General features: G+C 60.6%; 19 protein-coding genes. 15 read left to right on the top strand and 4 right to left on the bottom strand.

The genetic code is table 11. The features are described from left to right. Positions 1-394 precede the first annotated feature (394 nt). From C6Y32_RS13615 to C6Y32_RS13585, 7 genes are all read left to right on the top strand, one after another. A complete protein-coding gene (locus C6Y32_RS13615) occupies positions 395-1,606 on the top strand; it encodes a hypothetical protein (protein ID WP_105205822.1) in 1,212 nt (403 codons plus the stop codon). A gap of 202 nt (positions 1,607-1,808) precedes the next feature. Then, positions 1,809-3,023, top strand: coding sequence for a metal-dependent hydrolase family protein (locus C6Y32_RS13610; RefSeq protein WP_105205821.1), 1,215 nt, complete (start codon positions 1,809-1,811; stop codon positions 3,021-3,023). A 148-nt stretch (positions 3,024-3,171) separates the two neighbouring features. After that, the gene (locus C6Y32_RS13605) at positions 3,172-3,453 is read left to right on the top strand and encodes a DUF6506 family protein (protein WP_105205820.1); all 282 of its coding nucleotides are present in this window, start codon (positions 3,172-3,174) and stop codon (positions 3,451-3,453) included. A gap of 77 nt (positions 3,454-3,530) precedes the next feature. Next, positions 3,531-4,748 carry a metal-dependent hydrolase family protein gene (locus tag C6Y32_RS13600; RefSeq protein WP_105205819.1) on the top strand — a complete coding sequence of 406 codons (1,218 nt, stop codon included), beginning with the start codon at positions 3,531-3,533 and terminating at the stop codon, positions 4,746-4,748. Positions 4,749-4,919: 171 nt separating this feature from the next. Beyond that, positions 4,920-5,369, top strand: coding sequence for a MarR family transcriptional regulator (locus tag C6Y32_RS13595; RefSeq protein ID WP_105205818.1), 450 nt, complete (start codon positions 4,920-4,922; stop codon positions 5,367-5,369). Beyond that, complete coding sequence (locus C6Y32_RS13590) at positions 5,370-5,927, top strand: cyclase family protein (RefSeq protein ID WP_105205817.1); 558 nt, start codon at positions 5,370-5,372, stop codon at positions 5,925-5,927. A gap of 65 nt (positions 5,928-5,992) precedes the next feature. Beyond that, entirely contained in the window at positions 5,993-6,460 is a 468-nt protein-coding gene (locus C6Y32_RS13585; protein ID WP_243562780.1) for a pyridoxamine 5'-phosphate oxidase family protein, read from the top strand. 54 nt (positions 6,461-6,514) lie between these two features. On the opposite strand, the gene C6Y32_RS13580 is transcribed toward C6Y32_RS13585, so the two are convergent. Beyond that, complete coding sequence (locus tag C6Y32_RS13580) at positions 6,515-6,796, bottom strand: DUF6809 family protein (RefSeq protein WP_105205816.1); 282 nt, start codon at positions 6,794-6,796, stop codon at positions 6,515-6,517. A 457-nt stretch (positions 6,797-7,253) separates the two neighbouring features. Here C6Y32_RS13580 and C6Y32_RS15465 point away from each other — a divergent pair, with 457 nt between their 5' ends. From C6Y32_RS15465 to C6Y32_RS13570, 3 genes are all read left to right on the top strand, one after another. Further along, positions 7,254-7,430, top strand: a complete 177-nt coding sequence (locus tag C6Y32_RS15465; RefSeq protein ID WP_164998293.1) for a hypothetical protein — start codon at positions 7,254-7,256, stop codon at positions 7,428-7,430. A 205-nt stretch (positions 7,431-7,635) separates the two neighbouring features. Next, on the top strand, positions 7,636-8,775 hold the full coding sequence (locus tag C6Y32_RS13575; protein WP_105205815.1) for a M20/M25/M40 family metallo-hydrolase: 1,140 nt from the start codon (positions 7,636-7,638) through the stop codon (positions 8,773-8,775). 243 nt (positions 8,776-9,018) lie between these two features. Beyond that, positions 9,019-10,221 (top strand): AfsR/SARP family transcriptional regulator, encoded by a 1,203-nt coding sequence (locus C6Y32_RS13570; RefSeq protein ID WP_105205814.1) that lies wholly within the window; start codon positions 9,019-9,021, stop codon positions 10,219-10,221. Between the two features lie 284 nt (positions 10,222-10,505). On the opposite strand, the gene C6Y32_RS13565 is transcribed toward C6Y32_RS13570, so the two are convergent. Next, positions 10,506-10,907 carry a zinc-ribbon domain-containing protein gene (locus C6Y32_RS13565; RefSeq protein WP_105205813.1) on the bottom strand — a complete coding sequence of 134 codons (402 nt, stop codon included), beginning with the start codon at positions 10,905-10,907 and terminating at the stop codon, positions 10,506-10,508. 238 nt (positions 10,908-11,145) lie between these two features. On the opposite strand from C6Y32_RS13565, the gene C6Y32_RS13560 reads away from it, so the two are divergent. From C6Y32_RS13560 to C6Y32_RS15180, 5 genes are all read left to right on the top strand, one after another. Next, positions 11,146-12,753 carry an ABC-F family ATP-binding cassette domain-containing protein gene (locus tag C6Y32_RS13560; RefSeq protein WP_105205812.1) on the top strand — a complete coding sequence of 536 codons (1,608 nt, stop codon included), beginning with the start codon at positions 11,146-11,148 and terminating at the stop codon, positions 12,751-12,753. Between the two features lie 233 nt (positions 12,754-12,986). Next, positions 12,987-13,736, top strand: coding sequence for an exodeoxyribonuclease III (locus C6Y32_RS13555; RefSeq protein ID WP_105205811.1), 750 nt, complete (start codon positions 12,987-12,989; stop codon positions 13,734-13,736). A gap of 36 nt (positions 13,737-13,772) precedes the next feature. Further along, positions 13,773-14,963 carry a CCA tRNA nucleotidyltransferase gene (locus C6Y32_RS13550; protein ID WP_105205810.1) on the top strand — a complete coding sequence of 397 codons (1,191 nt, stop codon included), beginning with the start codon at positions 13,773-13,775 and terminating at the stop codon, positions 14,961-14,963. 202 nt (positions 14,964-15,165) lie between these two features. After that, positions 15,166-15,855 (top strand): L-2-amino-thiazoline-4-carboxylic acid hydrolase, encoded by a 690-nt coding sequence (locus C6Y32_RS13545; protein WP_105205809.1) that lies wholly within the window; start codon positions 15,166-15,168, stop codon positions 15,853-15,855. 186 nt (positions 15,856-16,041) lie between these two features. Next, on the top strand, positions 16,042-16,317 hold the full coding sequence (locus tag C6Y32_RS15180; RefSeq protein ID WP_129589459.1) for a hypothetical protein: 276 nt from the start codon (positions 16,042-16,044) through the stop codon (positions 16,315-16,317). 56 nt (positions 16,318-16,373) lie between these two features. Here the strand turns inward: C6Y32_RS15180 and C6Y32_RS13540 are convergent, their stop codons facing one another. Both C6Y32_RS13540 and C6Y32_RS13535 read right to left on the bottom strand, forming a co-directional pair. Further along, the gene (locus C6Y32_RS13540; protein WP_105205808.1) at positions 16,374-17,447 is read right to left on the bottom strand and encodes a 6-phosphofructokinase; all 1,074 of its coding nucleotides are present in this window, start codon (positions 17,445-17,447) and stop codon (positions 16,374-16,376) included. A gap of 108 nt (positions 17,448-17,555) precedes the next feature. Next, entirely contained in the window at positions 17,556-18,494 is a 939-nt protein-coding gene (locus C6Y32_RS13535; protein WP_164998292.1) for a carbohydrate kinase family protein, read from the bottom strand. Positions 18,495-18,521 lie beyond the last annotated feature (27 nt).

The following is an 18,521-nucleotide window of genomic DNA, read 5'->3' as shown; positions in this document are numbered from 1 at the left end:
TGGCAACTTTTTTTACCAAAAAACAACAAAAATTGCTAAAACAGCGGTTTTCCACCATGTGGTCTGTGCACATTGACGAACTAGGTCTATCTCCGCTGGAAGATCTGCCGGTAGTCCTGTCACGGACGAAAGTGTTTTCTAAACAAATACAAAAGTGCGGTATAAGGCAAATGTGTGCGCGTATAAAATACATTACATTGTCAAACCGTTATCAATTTATGAATAAACTTTGAAAATACGTGATTTTTACCGCCGATTTTACTGGTTGAAAGTGATGAATTGACACATGTGACGAAATCGGACTAAAAGTGGTGACAACGAAAAATGCGCGTGCTATACTATGGAAAAATGACGGGCAAAGCCGGTCATTCTCAAAAAGAGTAGGAGGATCCTTATGCAAAGCTTATGGACGCCGCTATTCTCGTTTGCCGTATTCGTGATCGTTTTCGCGTTCGGCGACCTGGTAGCAGAGAAAACAAAAGGTCTGGTCTCATCCATCATCATCGGCGCTGCCGTGTATCTGGTTGGCTTCTGGACCAAGATCATCCCCGCTTCTTCCCTGACCGACACCACCCTGCCGGCTATGATGAGCGCCTTTGGTATCGCTATTTTGCTGGTACACGTAGGCACCATCATCAACCTGGAGGACCTGTTAAAAGAGTGGAAGACCGTCCTGATCGCCCTGATCGGTCTGGTCGGCTTGGCGGCCATCAGCTTTACGCTTTCGACCATGCTCTTCGGCCGTGAGTACGCCCTGAGCGCTGCTTCGCCCATTGCCGGCGGCGTTATCGCCGGTGTCATCACCAACGAGTCGGCAGTCGCTGCCGGCAAACCCGAGCTGGGCGGTTTCGCCATGCTGGTGGTGGCCTTCCAGATGTTCATCGGTATGCCCATCGCCTCTTTCCTGCTGAAAAAAGAGGCCAACAAGCTGGTCAAATCCGGCACGCTGGACCTGAGCGGCGACAGCGCAGACAAGAAAAAGAAGATCAATCTGCGCTTCATCCCCCCCATGCCCAAGAGCCTGAGCACCTCCAGCTGGATCATCGGCCGCGTGGCCATCGTGGCCGCTATCGCCGCCATCCTGGCCAACTTCACCGCCATCCCCGGCTCCAACCCCACCAACTACATCTTAAACCCCAACATCGCCTATCTGCTGTTCGGCATCCTGTTCTGCGAGTTCGGCTTCCTCGAGAAGAACGCCCTGAACAAGGCCAACGCCTACGGCTTTGTGGGTATCGCCCTGATGAGCATCGTCCCCGGCAGCTTCGCCTCCATCTCGTTTAAGGCGTTCCTGGGCATGATCTATCCCCTCATCGGCACCCTGATTCTGGGCTCCATCGGCATCGCCGTATTCGCGGTCATCGCCGGCAAACTGCTGGGCTACTCCCCGGCCATGTCCATCACCATCGGCCTCACCGCCCTGATCGGTTACCCCGGCACCCAGGTCATCACCAACGAGGTCACCAACGGCCTCGACGCCTCCGACGAGGAGAAAGCAGCTGTCTCCGAGATCCTGCTGCCCAAAATGCTGGTCGGCGGTTTCACCACCGTCACCATCGCCTCGGTCGTGTTCGCCGGCATCATCGCCCCCATGATCTTCAAATAAAAACTGCCTGAGCAATGCGCGCAGCGCGCATATTGCCCGACAGTGCGCAGTTTGAAAAGCATATAAGTCGTGCCGCCCGCGCTCTGCCGCTGGCGGCACAACTTCGTTTTAGCCCTTTAAAGGATCAAGGATCGCTGTATCGGGCCGCAGCCGCGGCCCTGCCATACACACAGTACTGTAAAACTGTAAAGGAGTGTTTGAGATGAAAAAAGTAATCAAATGCGGCAAGCTCTTTACCGCCACCGACGAGCGCGTACAGGAGAACATGGCTGTTGTCATCGAGGACAACAAGATCGTGGAAGTCGCCCCCGCGGCGGCAGTGGACTGCGCCGGCTGTGAGGTCATCGACCTGTCGGATAAATTCGTTATGCCCGGCCTGATCGACACCCATCTGCACACCGCTTTCGACGGCCGCCCCGGCTGCATGGAGACCCAGATCACCTGGACCGCCGGCGACTTTGCCTTCGCCAGCATGAAAAACGCCGAGAAAGACCTGATGGCCGGCTTTACCACCGTGCGCGACGAGGGTTCTTACGGCTTTGTCGACGTGGCGCTGAGAAATGCCATCAACCGCGGCGACGTGGTGGGCCCCCGCATGATGGTCTCCGGCCGCCCCTTGGGCACCACCGGCGGCCACTCCGACTCCCACTATAACCCCGACATCCACGGCGAGACCACCATGGGCCTCATCTCCGACGGCCCCGACGGCGCCCGTCATGCCGCCCGCTACACCCTGAAATACGGCGCCGACCAGATCAAACTCATGGCCACCGGCGGCGTCATGTCCATCGGCGACGAGCCCGGCGCCCCCGACTTCACCTTCGAAGAGATGAAGGCGGCGCTGGATGTGGCCAACAGCCGCGGCCACATCTCCTCGGCTCATGCACACGGCGCAGTGGGCATCAAAAACGCCATCAGGGCCGGTATCACCTCCATCGAGCACGGCATGATGATGGACGACGAGTGCATCGACATGATGGCCGAGCACGGCACCTACCTGGTCCCCACCATCGTAGCGGCCTACAAGATCGTCGAGAACGGCGACTCCCTGCCCGCCGAGGCAGTCGAGAAGGCCACCCGCTGCCTGGTCAACCACGGCAAGAACCTGGAAAAATGCCGCGCCAAAGGCGTAAAGATCGCCTTCGGTACCGACGCCGGCACCTACTATAACTACCACGGCACCCAGACCTGCGAGTTTGCCCTCATGCAGAAATACGGCAACTTCGGCGTGGCCGAGAGCCTGCTGTCGGCCACCAAAGTCGCCTCTGAGCTCATGCGCATGAACGACAGGGTCGGCTCCATCGAGGCCGGCAAACTGGCCGATATCACCGCCTTCGACGTCAGCCCCTTCGACGATATCCACACCATGGAAAACTGCACCTTCGTCATGAAAGACGGCGTCGTGTATAAGGGCTAAACCCCAGCTTTAAACCGCCAGAGTGGCCGCCTGCAAGCGGCCACTTTTTTGGCTGTATGCCCCTTGGGGCCCACCGCTAAAAAAAGCGTGCGGGCGCCGCTTGTCGAAAAGGTGACCGGCGCTCCGCCGATAGAAAGAGGTCTAAAATATGAAACTCGCCTATATGCTCATGGGCCACTTCGACAGCCGCCGCGACCGCGCCGACATGCACGGCGGCGATGTGCAGGTCGTCGGCGTATCCAGTATCGAAGACGCCTGCCAAACAGCGCAGCAGCTGGCCGCCGACGGGGTGCGCTGCATCGAGCTGTGCGGCGCCTTTGAGGAGGCGGGGGCCCGCGCCGTCATCGCCGCCACCGGCGGCAAAGTGGCGGTGAGCTATGCGGTGCACCTGCCCGAACAGGACGCTCTGTTCGAAGAGATATTTGGTTAGAGCTCTCCCCAGCGGCGACGGACTGCCGGCTGGGCAAACGAGCCGATACTTTATAAAGTAGAGAAGGAGAAGCGCTTATGGATAAGATCGTGCTTTTGTGCGGCAAGCTGTTTTGCAGCACGACCGGTACCGTCAAAGAAAAGGTGGCCGTCACCGTTGAGGGTGAAAAGATCACCGCCGTCTGCCCGGTCGAGCAGGCCGATACCGCCGGCTGCACCGTTTACGACCTGGGCGACAAGTTCGTCACCCCCGGCCTCATCGACGCCCACGTCCACACCATTTGGGACGGTGAGGTGGAGTTTATGGACTGCATCAACAAGGGCACCATCGGCGACCTCACCATCCGCTCCATGCTGCTGGCGAAAAAAGACCTGATGGCCGGCTTCACCACCATCCGCGACGAGGGCTCTTACGGCTTTGCCGATATCGCCGTGCGAAACGCCATCGACCGGGGCGAGATAGACGGCCCGCGCATGTTCGTCAGCGGCGAGGCCATCTCCTCCACCGGCGGCCATTCCGACGGCTGGCTGGCGCCGCAGATCACCGGTAAATGCCAGTCGGGGGTCATTATCGACGGGCCGGATGCCGGCCGCCGCGCCGCCCGCTACAACCTCAAATACGGCGCCGACCAGATCAAGATCATGGCCACCGGCGGGGTGGGCAACCCCGGCGAGCCCGGCGCCATCGAGCTCACCTTTGAGGAGATGAAAGCCATTTTAGACGTGGCCAACAGCCGCGGCCGCATCTCCTCGGCCCACGCCCACGGCGCGCAGGGCATCAAAAATGCCATCCGTGCCGGCATCACCTCCATCGAGCACGGCATGCTCATGGACGATGAATGTGTAGAGCTGATGGCACGGCACGGCACCTACCTGGTGCCCACCATCATCGCCGGCCAGCGCATCAACGAAAACGGCGTGGCTGCCGGCCTGCCGGCCGAGGTGGTCGAAAAATCGGTCCGCTGCCTGCAGGGCCACCGCGAAAACCTGCGCAAGTGCCGCCAGGCGGGGGTAAAGATCTGCTTTGGCACCGATGCCGGCACCTCCTTTAACTACCACGGCAAACAGGCCTACGAGTTTAGTCTCATGGTAGATTTCGGCTTTACTGTGGCCCAGGTGCTGCAGGCGGCCACCGCCACCAACGCCCAGCTGCTGGGCTGGCAGGATAAAGTCGGCAGCGTAGAGCCGGGCAAGCTGGCCGATATCGCCGCCTTTGACGGCGATCCCTTCGCCGATATCTCGTCTATGCAGCGCTGCAACTTCGTCATGAAAGGCGGCAAGGTCTATAAGGCCTAAGCTGCCAGCGCTCCCGCGCAAAACGCAACAAAAGAGGTGCCGCCCGCGGCACCTCTTTTTTATCGCCCGGCGGGTAGGGGGGCCACCGCGGACCACCACCTCTAAAAATCGTTGACAGAGAGACGATCCGCCCCTATACTGTATCCATAGAAACAAAAAGGAGCGGGTAGTGTGGAACTGTTACAGCTGTTGGCCCAGTTTTTAGAGCGGCAAGACCTGCTCTCTAAACTCACCGAGAGCGAGCGCCTGCACGGCTATGGCTATTCAGATGTACATGCTATCGCCGCCATCGCCGCCATCGATCACGCCAACGTCACCAAGATCGCCGCCCACCTGCACATGACCCGCGGCGCCGTGAGCAAGATCGCCAAGCGCCTGCGGCACAGCGGCTGCATCACCCCCTACACCGAGCCGGGCAACAAAAAAGAGGTGTACTACCACCTCACCGAAAAAGGGGCGGCGCTCTGTGCCGAACACGACGCGCGCCACCGGCAGTGGCAGCAGCGCGATCAGGCCTTTTTGCGGCGCTGCGACCAGCGGCAGCTGCAGGCCGTGACCCGCTTTATGCGGGACTATAACGCGTATTTACAAGAGCAGATACAGCAGTTGGGAGGAAGATAGATGTTACAGGATCTGACCGTACAGGTCACCCCGGAGATGGTACAAAACGCCCGGGGGAACGAGGAAAAAGCGCTGGTGGGCCACCTGGGCACCCACTTCGACGTGATGGACAAGCAGTTCCCGCTCGCATACACCCGCCGCCGGGCGGTGGTATTCGATGTGCGCCAGGTGGCCGGCCGCGATATCGACTGCGGCGATATCGATCTGGAACAGGTGCAAAATGAGATGTTCGTGGCTTTTTATACCGGCTTTATCGAGCGGGAGGGCTACGGTAGCAAGACCTATTTTTCACAGCATCCACAGCTGTCCCACGCGCTTATCGACGCGCTGCTCGACCGGGGCGTCTCGCTCATCGGCGTCGACTTCGCCGGTGTGCGCCGCGGCCGCGAGCACACCCCCAAAGACCAGTACTGCGCCGACCGCGGCGTGTTCATCATCGAGAACCTGTGTCACCTGGGCCCGGTGGCGGCGGCCGGTCCCAGCTTTACCGCCCACACCTACCCGGTCAACTACACCGGCATGACCGGGCTGCCCTGCCGGGTGGTAGCCGAGTTTTAACGCCGCCGCCCGCCTGCCCCCGTATACCGCATAAGAGAGGGGAAAGAGCAGAGATGTTTTGAGAGATGCGCCGCAAAAAACAGGCTCTGTCGGCGACGGCGTGCGCCGCGGTGTTAAAGCGCGGTACGGCCGGTGTGCTGGCGGTGCTGGGCGACGGCGGCTACCCCTATGCCGTGCCGCCGAGCTGCGCCTACGATAAGAGCGCCCAAAAACTGTACTTTCACTGCGCCCGCACCGGCCACAAGCTCGATATCATCGCCCGCCACAGTCAGGTGTCGTTTTGCGCGGTGGATAAAGACCAGGTGATGCCGCAGCAGTACACCACCTGTTTTCGCAGCGTGGTGGTGTTTGGCCGGGCCCGGGTGCTGCAAGATGTCGGCCAAAAGCGGGCCGCCCTCGAGCTGCTGGCGGCCAGATATGCGCCGGACGACGAGCCCGGCCGCCGACAGGACTCGGTCGCCCCGCCAAACAGCGCTGAGTATAATGTTATAGACAAAAGAGAGCGGAGCCAAAGTGGCCTCGCTCTTTTTTGATTTCAGCATTACAGTAAAGGGAAACACCTTTACTGATTGGCGCCGCCAACGAGCTTATCTCTTCGTTCTTGGCTCCTCTAGCGCTGCCAGCAACAGCTGTGCACCAAGCGAAAATCCGCGACAAAAGGTGTGGTACAGCTCTATTTGGTTGCACTCGGTGGCCGCGCTCTGCAACAGCTGCACCCGTCGATATGCTTCTGGCGGCAGGTTTTCTCGGCACCACCGGTCCTGTCTCTCGGATTCCCGGTTGGCGGCGCGATAGTCGCTGCCCAGTGGCCCAATTTGGTCGGCCGGGCAGAGGTTGCCGTAATATAGCGCCTGTAATATATCCTGCATCTGCTCACTCCTCTCTTTTATCTCCCATACACCATACCATATGTTTGGGGTCTCTGTTAGGGTAAAAGGGACCTATTTATTTCTGAAAAGCTATTTTACTTTACAGGCTGCGGCGACTCAAACTTTGTAAGGTGAAAAGACCAGGAGTGATCGAAGACCTGTTCTGCCCTGCCCAGTCGCTCAAATGTCCTATTTTTGGCGAGGTAGATACAACTTATCCAATTACTGGCAGATTATTCTGTGGTATCGCACAAACTCCGCCGTTTTCTGATTTCCCACCAAATCCATCCCTAAATCGACAAACTCCACAGCGTGTACAAGCTATAATCAAGTCAACACAAGGGACAATGTGCCAACCGGTGCCACAATGCGCGGGTGCGCTACGGTCCCGTCTCGCCATAAATAACGATAAACCAACTGCCTATCCACTCTTACACGTTATAAGGAGGACGTTCAAATGGACTTCGAGACTGCATTCTCGCAATTTTTAGAGAGCAACCAATACGACCAATTCGAGGGCATGCTTTTCTGCATGGTGCGCGAGGCCTTTATGGCCGGCTACCAAATGGCCGGGGGCGATCTCTCGCAAATGCCCCCCATCCTGCGGGTGATCACCGAAAAGCGCCACAAATAAACAGGCCTGCGCACGGGCCCGCCCCGCAGATCGGCAGCGCGCCGGTTTTGATAAAATACATTTTCCGACGGCGCAATATGTGTTATACTGATTGTGTACATAACCTGTCTGCATATATTGAAAGACGCGCCGCTGCACGCCTTACCGGCACGATCCTGCCTGGTGGCGCAGCTGCGGTGCGCCCGCTTAAAGGAGTGTTTTGATCATGGCCCTACCCCTGCGCGACGAACTCAAACAGTACCTGCAAAACAGCCAGCAGCAGCTCACCGAACTGCTGCTGGCCCTCTGCCAAATACCCGCCCCTTCTCACCACGAGGAGCAGCGCGCCGCCTTTTGTAAGCAGTGGCTCGAGCGTCAGGGCGCCAAAGGCGTCTATATCGACGAGGCCCTCAACGTGGTGTACCCCCACCGCTGCCGCGAAGAAGAGCCGGTCACCGTGTTCATGGCCCACACCGACACCGTATTTCCCGACACCGAGCCCTTTGTCCCCCAGCAAAAAGACGGCAGGCTCTACTGCCCCGGCGTGGGCGACGACACCGCCAACCTGGCCGTGCTCATGCTGCTGGCCAAATACGTCATCCAAAACGATTGCCCGGTGAAAAACGGGCTGCTGTTCGTCTGCAACTCCTGCGAGGAGGGGCTGGGCAACCTAAAGGGCAGCCGCCAGATCATGGCCGACTACGCCGGCCGGGTGCACGAGCTCATCTCGCTGGACGGCTACTACCTGGGCCTGTGCGATATGCCGGTGGGCTCTATGCGCTACCGGGTCACCCTGCGCACCGAGGGGGGTCACTCCTACGGCGATTTCGGCAACCGCAACGCCATCGAAAAGCTCTCCAGCATGATCCAGACGCTGTACACGGTGCGGGTGCCCCAGGCCGGCAAGACCACCTACAATGTGGGCGAGATCAGCGGCGGCACTTCGGTGAATACGATCGCCCAGTCCGCCAGCATGCTCTACGAGTTCCGCAGCGATTCCCGTGAGGGGCTCTCTTTCATGAAGCGCTTTTTCACCAGCGTGGTCGAGAGCTACCGCAATATGGATCTCGAGGTAGAAGTCGAGCTTCTGGGCGAGCGCCCCTGCATGGGCGATGTCGACCCGGTGGCGCAAAAAGTGCTGGCCGACCTGTGCGCCGACGCCATCGAGCAGCACGCCGGCAAACAGCCCATGCGCATGCCCGGCTCTACCGACTGCAATATCCCCCTGTCGCTGGGCGTGCCCGCCTGCTGCTTTGGCGTGTGCCTGGGCGGCGGCGCCCACACCCGCGGCGAGTATATCGAGCTCGACTCGCTGCCGGTGGGGGCGGCCATCGCCGCCACCGTGCTGCAAAACTGGCTGGCGTAAAGCCCGCCGATCACGGCGCAAAATGCCACCTGCCCCCGGCTGGCCCTGCATGGCCGGCCCGGCAGTTTTGGCGCACATCAAAAGTAAAAACGGCCGCCTCTGCCGGGGACCGTCTGCCCCCGGCAGAGGCGGCGCTATCTGTACCACCAAAAAGTAAAGAGCAAAAAAGAGCGCGCCCGTTCCGGCGAGAGCGCGCTCTTTTTTTGCGGGCAACGACTGCCGCCACGAGGGAGGAGATGACCCATGACCGTTGTTTCACTGCGCACGCTGGGCATGTGCAGCTTATGTGTAGACGGCGAATACGTAGAGGAGCTGGCGCGCTCGCGACAACTGACCAGCCTGCTGGTCTACCTGCTTGTCAATCCGGGGCGCGAGCTGCCCAACAAAGAGCTGGTAGAGGTGCTGTGGCCCGAGCGCGAGCCCGATGCCAAGACCGAGCATGCCCTGAAAAACCTCATGTACCGCGCCCGAGCCATGCTGCGCCGCAGCGGGGCCGACGGGCTGGCCGATGCGCTGGCCAGCCAAAAAGGCGGCTACTGCTTTGTAGAGCGGGAGGTCGACTTCAGCAGCGATATCCGCCGTTTCACCGAGCTGTGCCACCATTTAGAGCGCCAGGAGGTGTATGTCGAAGAGGGCTATGCCCTGTTTTCCGAGCTCATCGGCCTGTACCGGGGCCGCTTTTTGCAGGAGCTCTCGCCGGTAGAGTGGATACGCAACTACCAGCAAAAGCTGCACGACATGTACCTGCGCGCCTGCCGCCAGATCGTCGACTACCTGATCCGGTGGAGCTACTACCAGGAGATCCCCACGCTCTGCAGCCGGGTGCTCGAGATCGACCCCAACAGCACCACCTTCCAGCGCCTGCATATCTGGTCGCTGCTGCAGGTAGGTGATTGGAAGCAGGCCCGGGCGGTGAGCGAGCGCACCATCGCCAAGATCAAGTCCCGGGGCCTGCCGGTGCCCGAGGAGCTGCAAAAAATGCAGCGGCAGGTGCTCAGCTGGCCCAAACGGGTAGAAAAGCGGGTACATATGCTGGCCAACATGATGGCCGAGCCCCGCGGCCACGAAGGGGCCTACCAGTGTGAGTACGCCTCTTTTTGCCAAATAAGCCAGGTGCTGCAGCGCATTTTGCAGCGCCATCAGCTGCACTGCTGCCTGGGCGTGTTCACCGTAGAGCGGGCCGACGGCGGCGCGCTGGCCGAGCACCACTGCCGCGCCGCCATGACCGACCTGCTCACGGTGCTGCAGCTGGGGCTGCGGCGGGGCGACGTGTTCTGCCGCTACAGCGACTGCCAGTTTTTGGTGCTGCTCACGGTACAGCTGCACCGCCACGGCGCCCAGGCTATGCGGCGCATGGTCGAGCAGTTCGGCGAGCTGTGCCGGGTGCCGGGCATCGCACTGGATTTCGACGTGATGCCCCTGCCCGATCCCGATATCCGCGACTGAGCGCCCGCGCCGCAAGGTCCGCATTTTCTCTAACAAGGCCCGGCTGCCGCTCATTTGCCGGCGGCCCGCAGGGCCTTTTTTGGCGGCAGCGTCTGTAGCCGCGGCAACGGGGCGCAAATAGTAGAAAAAACAGCCGTTTTTACAATTTGTTCACAATTGCCCGACCGCCGCCCACTGGTTACTGGGGCCCGGCGGCCACAAAAAAGGCAGCAGCTCATTTTAGAGCCGCTGCCTTTTATTTTGATGTGCGCAGATAAAATATGCCCACATGCGCTCATGGGCGCTCACCACAGCGAGGCAAAACCCAAAAACAGCCCAAACCCCAGCAGGGAAAACAGGATGCTCAGCACTACCCGCCCCACCAGGATCACCAGCGCCGCGCCGCTGAGCAGCTTGCCGGTGGTGTCGGACTGGCCGTTTTTGCTGTTTTGAATACTCATGACCAGCCCGATAACGGCGCACACACAGCCCACGATGGGCACAAAAAAGGCGCAGATGATGCCCACGATACCCAGCACCAGCGTGGCGGTGTTATTTTGCTGTTGGCAGCGGGGACCGGCGGGCTGATAAGGTGGGGCATAGCCGCCCTGCGTATAGCTGATCGGCTGCTGGGCCCCGCAGTGGGGGCAGTAACCGGCCGCCAGATCGATAGAAGCACCGCAGCGGGTGCAGCGTTTGTTTTGCATAACAGGTCCTTTCCGGGGCGGCGGATAGAGCCCGCCGCCCACCTGGCAGTTCTCTACGACCATTATAGAGTACCAGCGGGCAGGATACAAGTTGACAGCGCAAATACTCGACAGAAAATTGGCATTTTTACTAGGTTTTGTCGGCCGGGTATGGTAAAATAGGAAAGGTCTGCCCGCCTTAGCGGGCAGCTGCAGGGTAGATATGCGGGCCTGCCCGCTGTAACATACAGGAGGAACTATGATCACAGTACAGGAACTGAGCCTGGCCTTCAACGGCCAGAACTTGTTTAAAGGGGTCAATTTAAAATTTACCCCCGAAAACTGCTACGGCATCATCGGTGCCAACGGGGCGGGCAAATCCACCTTTTTAAAAATACTCTCGGGCGAACTCGAGCCCAGCACCGGCGAGGTCATCATCCCCGAAAAGACCCGCATGTCGGTGTTGGGGCAGGACCACTTTGCCTATGATGACTTTAACGTGCTGGATACCATCGTGCAGGGCAACCCCCGCCTGTACGAGATCATCGGCCAAAAAGAGGCGCTGTACGCCAAAGAGGACTTTTCAGAGGAGGACGGCATTCTGGCCTCGGAGCTGGAGGCCGAGTTCGCCGAGCTGGGCGGCTGGGAGATCGACACCGAGGCCGGCCGCCTGCTGGAGGGCCTGGGCGTGGGGGTAGACCTGCTGTACGCTGAGATGGCCGGCCTGCCCGAAAAGCTAAAGGTAAAGGTGCTGCTGGCGCAGGCCCTGTTTGGCCAGCCCGATATCATTTTGCTCGACGAGCCCACCAACGGCCTGGATATCGCCGCCATCGAGTGGCTGGAGGAGTTTTTGGTAAACTTCCCCGGCACGGTCATCGTGGTCTCGCACGACCGGCACTTTCTCAACATGGTCTGCACCCATATCGTGGATATCGACTTCACCAAGATCCGCATGTATGTGGGCAACTACGACTTCTGGTATCAGTCCAGCCTGCTGATGCAGCGGGTGCTGGGCGACCAGAAGAAAAAGCGCGAGGACAAGATCCGCGAGCTGCAGAGCTTTATCTCGCGCTTTTCGGCCAACAAGTCAAAGGCCAAGCAGGCCACCAGCCGCAAAAAGCTGCTGGACAAGCTCACGGTGGAGGAGCTGCCGGCCAGCTCGCGCAAATACCCCTATGTGGGCTTTACCATGAACCGCGAGCCGGGCAAAGAGATCTTACAGGTCAGCGGCCTGTCCAAGACCATCGACGGCGTGCAGGTGCTAAACGACGTCAGCTTTACCGTCAACCGCGGCGACAAGATCGCCTTTTTGAGCGAAAACGATCTGGCGGTGACCACCCTGTTTCGCATCTTGACCGAGGAGATCGAGCCGGACAGCGGCAGCTTCAAGTGGGGCGTGAGCACCAGCCAGAGCTATTTTCCCCAGGACAACACCGCCTTTTTCAGCGGCACGGCGGGGGAGATGAGCATCTTAGAGTGGCTGGGTCAGTATGCCCAGGACGAGAACACCGAGACCTATCTGCGGGGCTTTTTGGGCCGCATGCTGTTTAGCGGCGAAGACGTGTACAAGCAGGTAAAGGTGCTGTCGGGCGGCGAAAAGGTGCGCTGTATGCTGTCGCGGATGATGATGTACGGCTCAAATGTGCTGGTGCTCGACCAGCCCACCAGCCACCTGGATCTGGAGTCGATCACCGCGGTGCAAAACGGGCTGTGCGACTTTGGCTCCAACGTGCTGTTTACCTCGCACGACCACGAGTTCGTGCAGAACATCGCCAACCGCATCATCGAGCTGCGCGAGGTCGGCACCATCGACCGCATGAGCACCTTCGACGAGTTTATCGAGTACAAAAAAGAGATGGGCCAGTAGCCTGTTTTGAGCGGCGCCGCGCTCCCCCCGGGGGAGGCGGCGCTTTTGCGCGTGCGGCGGCGGATTGACAGCACCCCTAAAATAGACTAAAATAGTAGAAAATAGCGTGCCGGCGGCCCGGCCCATTTTGCGGCTGCGGCGCCAGCCGGTAGGGGCCGCAGCAGGGCATGATGAAAAGATACCGCTGGGCGGCGCCGAGAGACGCCGTACATCGAGATAGCAGGAGGGATTGGATGAAGATCGTCACCTGGAACGTGAACGGGCTGCGCGCCTGTTTAAATAAGGGGTTTATGGATTTTTTTGCGCAGGTGGGGGCAGATATCTTCTGTGTCCAAGAGACCAAGATGCAGCCCGACCAGGCGCAGATAGAGACGCCGGGCTACCACCAGTACTGGCACAGCGCCGAGAAAAAGGGCTATTCCGGCACGGCGGTGTTTTCAAAACAGCAGCCGCTGTCGGTGCGGCGAGATTTTGGCGTTGAGCAGCACAGCCACGAGGGGCGGGTGCTCACCTTGGAATACCCGGATTTTTACCTGGTCAACGTCTACAGCCCCAACTCGCAGGACAAGCTGGCCCGTCTCGATTACCGGCTGGAGTGGGAGGACGCCTTTCGCGCCTATCTGCTGGAGCTGGATGCGCAAAAACCGGTGGTGGTGTGCGGCGATATGAACGTGGCCCACTGCGAGATCGACCTGAAGAACCCCAAGACCAACCGCAAAAACGCCGGTTTTTCTGACGAGGAGCGGCAGAGCTTTGGCAAGACGCTGGCGAGCGGCTTTACCGACGTGTTTCGCGCCCTGAACCCCGATCTGACCGGCGCCTATACCTGGTGGAGCTACCGCTTTAATGCCCGCAAAAACAACGCCGGGTGGCGGATCGACTACTTTTTGGTATCGCAGCGACTGTTTGAGCAGGTGCAGGGCTGCACCATTTTTAGCGACGTGCTGGGCAGCGACCACTGCCCGGTACTGCTGGAGCTGTAGCCACAGCGCCCGGCTTTGAGTGGGAGGTGAGCGGCGGTGCAGCTGCAACTGCCGGCAGATATCATAGCGGCGCTGCGGCGGCTGGAATGCGCCGGCTACGCCGCCTACTGCGTGGGCGGCTGCGTGCGTGACGGCCTGCTCGGCCGCCAAACAGCCGATTACGACATCGCCACCACCGCGCTGCCCCAGCAGGTAAAAACGGTGTTTGCCGGCTGCCGCACCGCCGATACCGGTATCGCCCACGGCACGGTAACGGTGCTGTGGCGCGGCCGTGCGCTGGAGATCACCACTTTTCGCCGCGAGGCGGCGTACAGCGACGGCCGCCATCCCGACCGGGTGGCTTTTGGCGGCACCATCAAGACCGATCTTGCCCGGCGCGACTTTACCGTCAACGCGATGGCCTGCGGGGCTGACGGGCGTATCCTCGACCCGTTTGGCGGCCGGGCCGACTTGGCCGCCAAACAGCTGCGCTGTGTGGGCGATCCGGCTGTCCGCTTTAAGGAGGACGCGCTGCGCATCTTGCGGGCGGTGCGCTTTGTGGGGGTGCTGGGCTTTGCCGTCGAGCCGGCCACCGCCGCCGCGATGGCCGCGCAGGCCCCGGGCCTGGGGCGCATTTCGGCCGAGCGCATAGGGGCCGAGTTCGTGCGGTGCATTGCCGGCCGCTACGCCCGGCAGGCCCTGCAGGGGTACCCGGCTGTCTTTGCCCAGTTTATGCCGCCCTACGGCGATTTTTCCTGTACCGACAGCCATCTCCCAGTGCGGCTGGCACTGCTGTTTGGCAGCTGCCGGCACCCGGCCCGGGCCGCCCAAACGCTGGTGCTGCTGCGGCAGCCGGGCGCGCTGTGCCGCACGGTGCGATTTTTGGTGCAGACCCGGTCCTGGCCCGCCACCGCCGACCGGTGGCAGCTGCGGGTGCTGACCCACCGCTGGGGCAGCGACCGCCTACAGCTGCTGTGCCGCCTAAAAGTGCAGATGGGCAGCCCGGTAGCGGCCCGGGCGCTGGCGGTGGCGGCCGATATACAGGCGCAGGGAGACTGCACCGCGCTGTCTCAGCTGGCCGTCAGCGGCCGCGATCTGCAGCAGGTGGGCCTTGCGCCCGGCCGCCGGCTGGGGGCCTGCCTTGACTGGCTGCTGGGCGAGGTGATGGCTGACCGCCTGCCCAACCGGCGCGCCGCGCTGCTGGCCGCCGCCCAAAACTGGAGCGCCGGCAACAGCGGCGCCGTATAGAAAAAATTATACAGCCGCCCGGCTCTTGTGAGCCGGGCGCTTTTTTATAAAGAGGGGTGCAGGCCCACCTTTTTGCGGCCGCTGCCGCCCGGCACAATGTGCAAAGAATACCGGCTACTTTTGTAGCTCTGTCAGTAGATGTTTGGGGCGGCGGGTGGTAAAGTAAAGGTAGCCGACAACGACCTTTAAAAAGGAGGGCGACATGTGTACCTTTAGCTGCCAGCGCCACCACGCGCTGCTGGCCGCCCTGCTCTACCGCGAGATCGAGCGGGTCTGCCCGGCCGACTGCAGCCGGCTGACCGAGCGGGTGGTGACCGACTACGGCCTCGACCGGGGCCGCATTGCCAGAGAGAACACGCTGAAAATGGGCGACAGCCTGGACATACACAACTATAAGGCCTACAAGTCGCTGCGCACCACCGACGACGAGTTTGTGGAAGAGGTGCTCAGCTACGGCCCAGACCTGACGACCGAGGTGCGCCGGTGCTGCTGGATCGACGTGTGGCGGCAGTACGGTCTGCTCGAATACGGCAAGCGCTACTGCCTGTACTGCGATAAGGCGATGATGCGGGGGTATAACCCGGCCGTCACCTTAGAGATACCGGCCCTCATGGAGCGGGATGGCTCGCCGGTTTGCCGCTTCGTGTGGCCCAGCGTAACGCTCTGCCCCGAACGGGTGGCGTCCAAAAAGGAGCAGCTGCAGGGCCGCTTTGTGATGAGCTGGGGCCAGCTGACCGACCATTTGCTGCACTGCGCCAAGCAGAGCCTCAACAGCGAGGAGCCGGGCCTGGGCGACGTGGTGGCCGCCCGAGCGCTGCGGGCCTTTGCCGAGATAGAAAATAGTCGCCCGTATGAAAAAAGCGGTTTTATCAATGACAGCGGGGATAGATGAGAGAAGATCACGATCCGCAAAACCGTCGCAGCTGATGCAAAAAACGAAAAGGATCTCAGCAAGAGAGTACCGGCGAAAAGAAGTTGCTTCGTATGCAAATTTAGTTTAGAAGCACCACCCAATTTTAAGCTGTTTTTGTGGGACTTAGAGATAGCGGCAAAGCACGCAAATGAGAGCAGTGCCCGAATGGATGAGGCGGTAAAGCTGGCGCATATCTGCTGCTCGCTGCGCGCAGTGATCGGCTACCTGCCGCGAGAGCAGAGAGAAAATTGTGGGGATAAAGCGCATCTGAAATATGTTTGGGAGCAAATGAGGCATTTGGCATGTACTGACGATCTCGGTAGAGGTGCATTTTTGGTTATTTGGGGGAATGTGGGCTGTACCGGACCGGTAAGCTATTTCCATTATAAACCCTGTTTATATACCGAAAATGGCTTTGTGCGGATGCAGCTAACACAATAAAGAGCCGGGCGCTTTTAAGCGCCCGGCTCTTTGCTATCTGTGTTCGAAATACGCTGTCAATCCCCCAAGCTGATCCCCAGCAGGCGGGCCGTCTTGACCTCCTGGCAGTCGACGGGGACCGTTTTGAGCTTGCCGGCCACTTCACACAGGGGCACCGGCACCACCTTGTTATCCCGCAGGCCCACCATGTAGCCGTACTGCTCTTTGATGATGAGCTTGCCGGCTGCGGCGCCAAAGCGGGTCGAGAGCATCTTGTCAAAGGCACAGGGGCTGCCGCCGCGCTGGAAGTGGCCGGGGATGGTCACCCGGATCTCCTGCCCGGTGCGGCTGGCCAGCTCACCGGCCAGCCGGTACGAGATAGAGGGCTCGGTCATCTTGGCCCGGGCCGCCTTAAACTCTTTTTTCGAGAGCTTGGCCTCCTCTTTCGAGAGCGCCCCTTCCGCCACCGCCAGGATGGAGAAGCGTTTGCCCATCTCGTTGCGGCGGCTGAGCACCTTGGCGATCTTGTCCACATCGTAGGGGATCTCCGGCAGCAAGATCACGTCGGCGCCGCCGGCGATGCCCGCGTGCAGCGTGAGCCAGCCCACCTTGTGGCCCATCACCTCGACGATGAACACCCGGCCGTGGCTGGTGGCGGTGGTGTGGATGCAGTCGAGCACGTTGGTGGCGATATCGACAGCGCTCTGAAAGCCAAAGGTCATATCGGTGCCCCACAGGTCGTTGTCGATGGTCTTGGGCAAAGTCACCACGTGCAGCCCCTCCTGCGACAGCAGGTTGGCGGTCTTGTGGGTGCCGTTGCCGCCCAGGATCACCAGACAGTCGAGCTTCATCTTGTTATAGGTCTCTTTCATCCGGGCCACTTTGTCGACGCCGTTTTCCTCCACCTGCATTTTTTTAAAGGGCTGCCGGGAGGTGCCGAGGATGGTGCCCCCCTGCACCAAAATGCCGGAGAAATCGGCCGGAGCCATAGGGTGATAGTCCCCCTCGATAAGGCCGCGATAGCCGTCGCGGATGCCGAATATCTGCACGTCGCTGCCGTAGTGCTGGTACAGGGTCTTGGCCACGCCCCGCAGCGCCGCATTGAGGCCCTGACAGTCGCCGCCGGATGTGAGCATGCCGATGCGTTTCATGATGTATCCCCCTTTAAGGTGTGTTGGTCCGCCGCCGCTCAGGGCGGCACCGTGCGCAGTCTATCTGTACCTTTTAGTATAGGACAAATAGGCAGAAAATACAAGAAACTACAGCAGGCAGCGGTATTTTTGGTATAACTGGTCCGCCATATCTGTCGCCTCGGCGGTGAGCGCGGGGCCAAACTGCGGCCAGGGGCCGTACTGGCGCAGGTTGTAGCTAGAGGCCACGTTGCCCATGATCCCGGTCATCACCGGGTCGTTTTTCTCGCACCAGGCATAACAGCAGGCGGCGGTGGAGGCGTTGCCGCAGCCGGTGGTATCCACCACCGCTGTCCCCGGCGGCAGCGGCGCCGACGGCAGCAGATAGGCCCTGCCGCCGGCGATGGTGTACATGCCGCGGCTGCCCACCCGCAGCAGCACCAGCTCGGGGCCCAGCCGCTTTAAAAAGTCCAGCAGCTCGGCCTCGCCGGCCAGCCCAAAGATCCGGCACCCCTCCACCAGGTTGAACGAGGCCATGTCCACCTTTTGGCAGAGCTCTACCGTGGCGGCCCGGTCGGTGGCGAAGGTGTGCGAGCCGTTGGGCTCCCACATGATCTGAAAGTGGTATTTTTCCCGCAGAGAGAAGAGCTCCGCCCAGCTGGGGGAGGGTTGCGGTGGCCCACAGAGACACACGCCCCGGGTGTCGGGGCCGATGTGCCGGCGGTAGTCCTCGGGCTGGGGTCGCCAAAAGTCGGAATCGGCCCAGTCGCGGGTAAAAAACCAGGTATCCTGCACCGTCTCGTCGGCCCGGTACTGGATAGCGCAGTACGGCGTCTTGTCCGAGACGAACCGCAGCCCCTGCCGGGGGACGCCGTTTTGCGAGAACCAGGGGTCGTAGATATCAAAAAAGTCGTTGCCGACCCGCGCCAGGTAGAGGACGTCGTCGGTGAACACCCGCATGCCGCAGTAGCCGTACAGCGGCACCCCGCCCAATTTGGGGGGCAGCGTCTGCCCTGCGGGGGTGATGATCTGGTCGAGCATATTGAGGCCGGTGGCCAGGTAGCGCATGGCTGTCATCTCCTTTTGCCGCCGGCG

The sequence above is a fragment of the Neobittarella massiliensis (ex Bilen et al. 2018) genome (assembly GCF_900289145.1).
Classification (GTDB): domain Bacteria; phylum Bacillota; class Clostridia; order Oscillospirales; family Ruminococcaceae; genus Neobittarella; species Neobittarella massiliensis.
The sequence above is the reverse complement of the archived record's forward strand: the minus strand, read 5'-3'. Positions and strand labels throughout refer to the sequence as shown.

Bases quoted from the DNA above. Each gene is read 5' to 3' on its own strand.
- C6Y32_RS13615 (WP_105205822.1), top strand. From the start codon at position 395: ATGCAAAGCTTATGGACGCCGCTATTCTCGTTTGCCGTATTCGTGATC.
- C6Y32_RS13610 (WP_105205821.1), top strand. From the start codon at position 1,809: ATGAAAAAAGTAATCAAATGCGGCAAGCTCTTTACCGCCACCGACGAG.
- C6Y32_RS13605 (WP_105205820.1), top strand. From the start codon at position 3,172: ATGAAACTCGCCTATATGCTCATGGGCCACTTCGACAGCCGCCGCGAC.
- C6Y32_RS13600 (WP_105205819.1), top strand. From the start codon at position 3,531: ATGGATAAGATCGTGCTTTTGTGCGGCAAGCTGTTTTGCAGCACGACC.
- C6Y32_RS13590 (WP_105205817.1), top strand. From the start codon at position 5,370: ATGTTACAGGATCTGACCGTACAGGTCACCCCGGAGATGGTACAAAAC.
- C6Y32_RS13585 (WP_243562780.1), top strand. From the start codon at position 5,993: ATGCGCCGCAAAAAACAGGCTCTGTCGGCGACGGCGTGCGCCGCGGTG.
- C6Y32_RS13580 (WP_105205816.1), bottom strand. From the start codon at position 6,796: ATGCAGGATATATTACAGGCGCTATATTACGGCAACCTCTGCCCGGCC.
- C6Y32_RS15465 (WP_164998293.1), top strand. From the start codon at position 7,254: ATGGACTTCGAGACTGCATTCTCGCAATTTTTAGAGAGCAACCAATAC.
- C6Y32_RS13575 (WP_105205815.1), top strand. From the start codon at position 7,636: ATGGCCCTACCCCTGCGCGACGAACTCAAACAGTACCTGCAAAACAGC.
- C6Y32_RS13570 (WP_105205814.1), top strand. From the start codon at position 9,019: ATGACCGTTGTTTCACTGCGCACGCTGGGCATGTGCAGCTTATGTGTA.
- C6Y32_RS13565 (WP_105205813.1), bottom strand. From the start codon at position 10,907: ATGCAAAACAAACGCTGCACCCGCTGCGGTGCTTCTATCGATCTGGCG.
- C6Y32_RS13560 (WP_105205812.1), top strand. From the start codon at position 11,146: ATGATCACAGTACAGGAACTGAGCCTGGCCTTCAACGGCCAGAACTTG.
- C6Y32_RS13555 (WP_105205811.1), top strand. From the start codon at position 12,987: ATGAAGATCGTCACCTGGAACGTGAACGGGCTGCGCGCCTGTTTAAAT.
- C6Y32_RS13545 (WP_105205809.1), top strand. From the start codon at position 15,166: ATGTGTACCTTTAGCTGCCAGCGCCACCACGCGCTGCTGGCCGCCCTG.
- C6Y32_RS15180 (WP_129589459.1), top strand. From the start codon at position 16,042: ATGGATGAGGCGGTAAAGCTGGCGCATATCTGCTGCTCGCTGCGCGCA.
- C6Y32_RS13540 (WP_105205808.1), bottom strand. From the start codon at position 17,447: ATGAAACGCATCGGCATGCTCACATCCGGCGGCGACTGTCAGGGCCTC.
- C6Y32_RS13535 (WP_164998292.1), bottom strand. From the start codon at position 18,494: ATGCGCTACCTGGCCACCGGCCTCAATATGCTCGACCAGATCATCACC.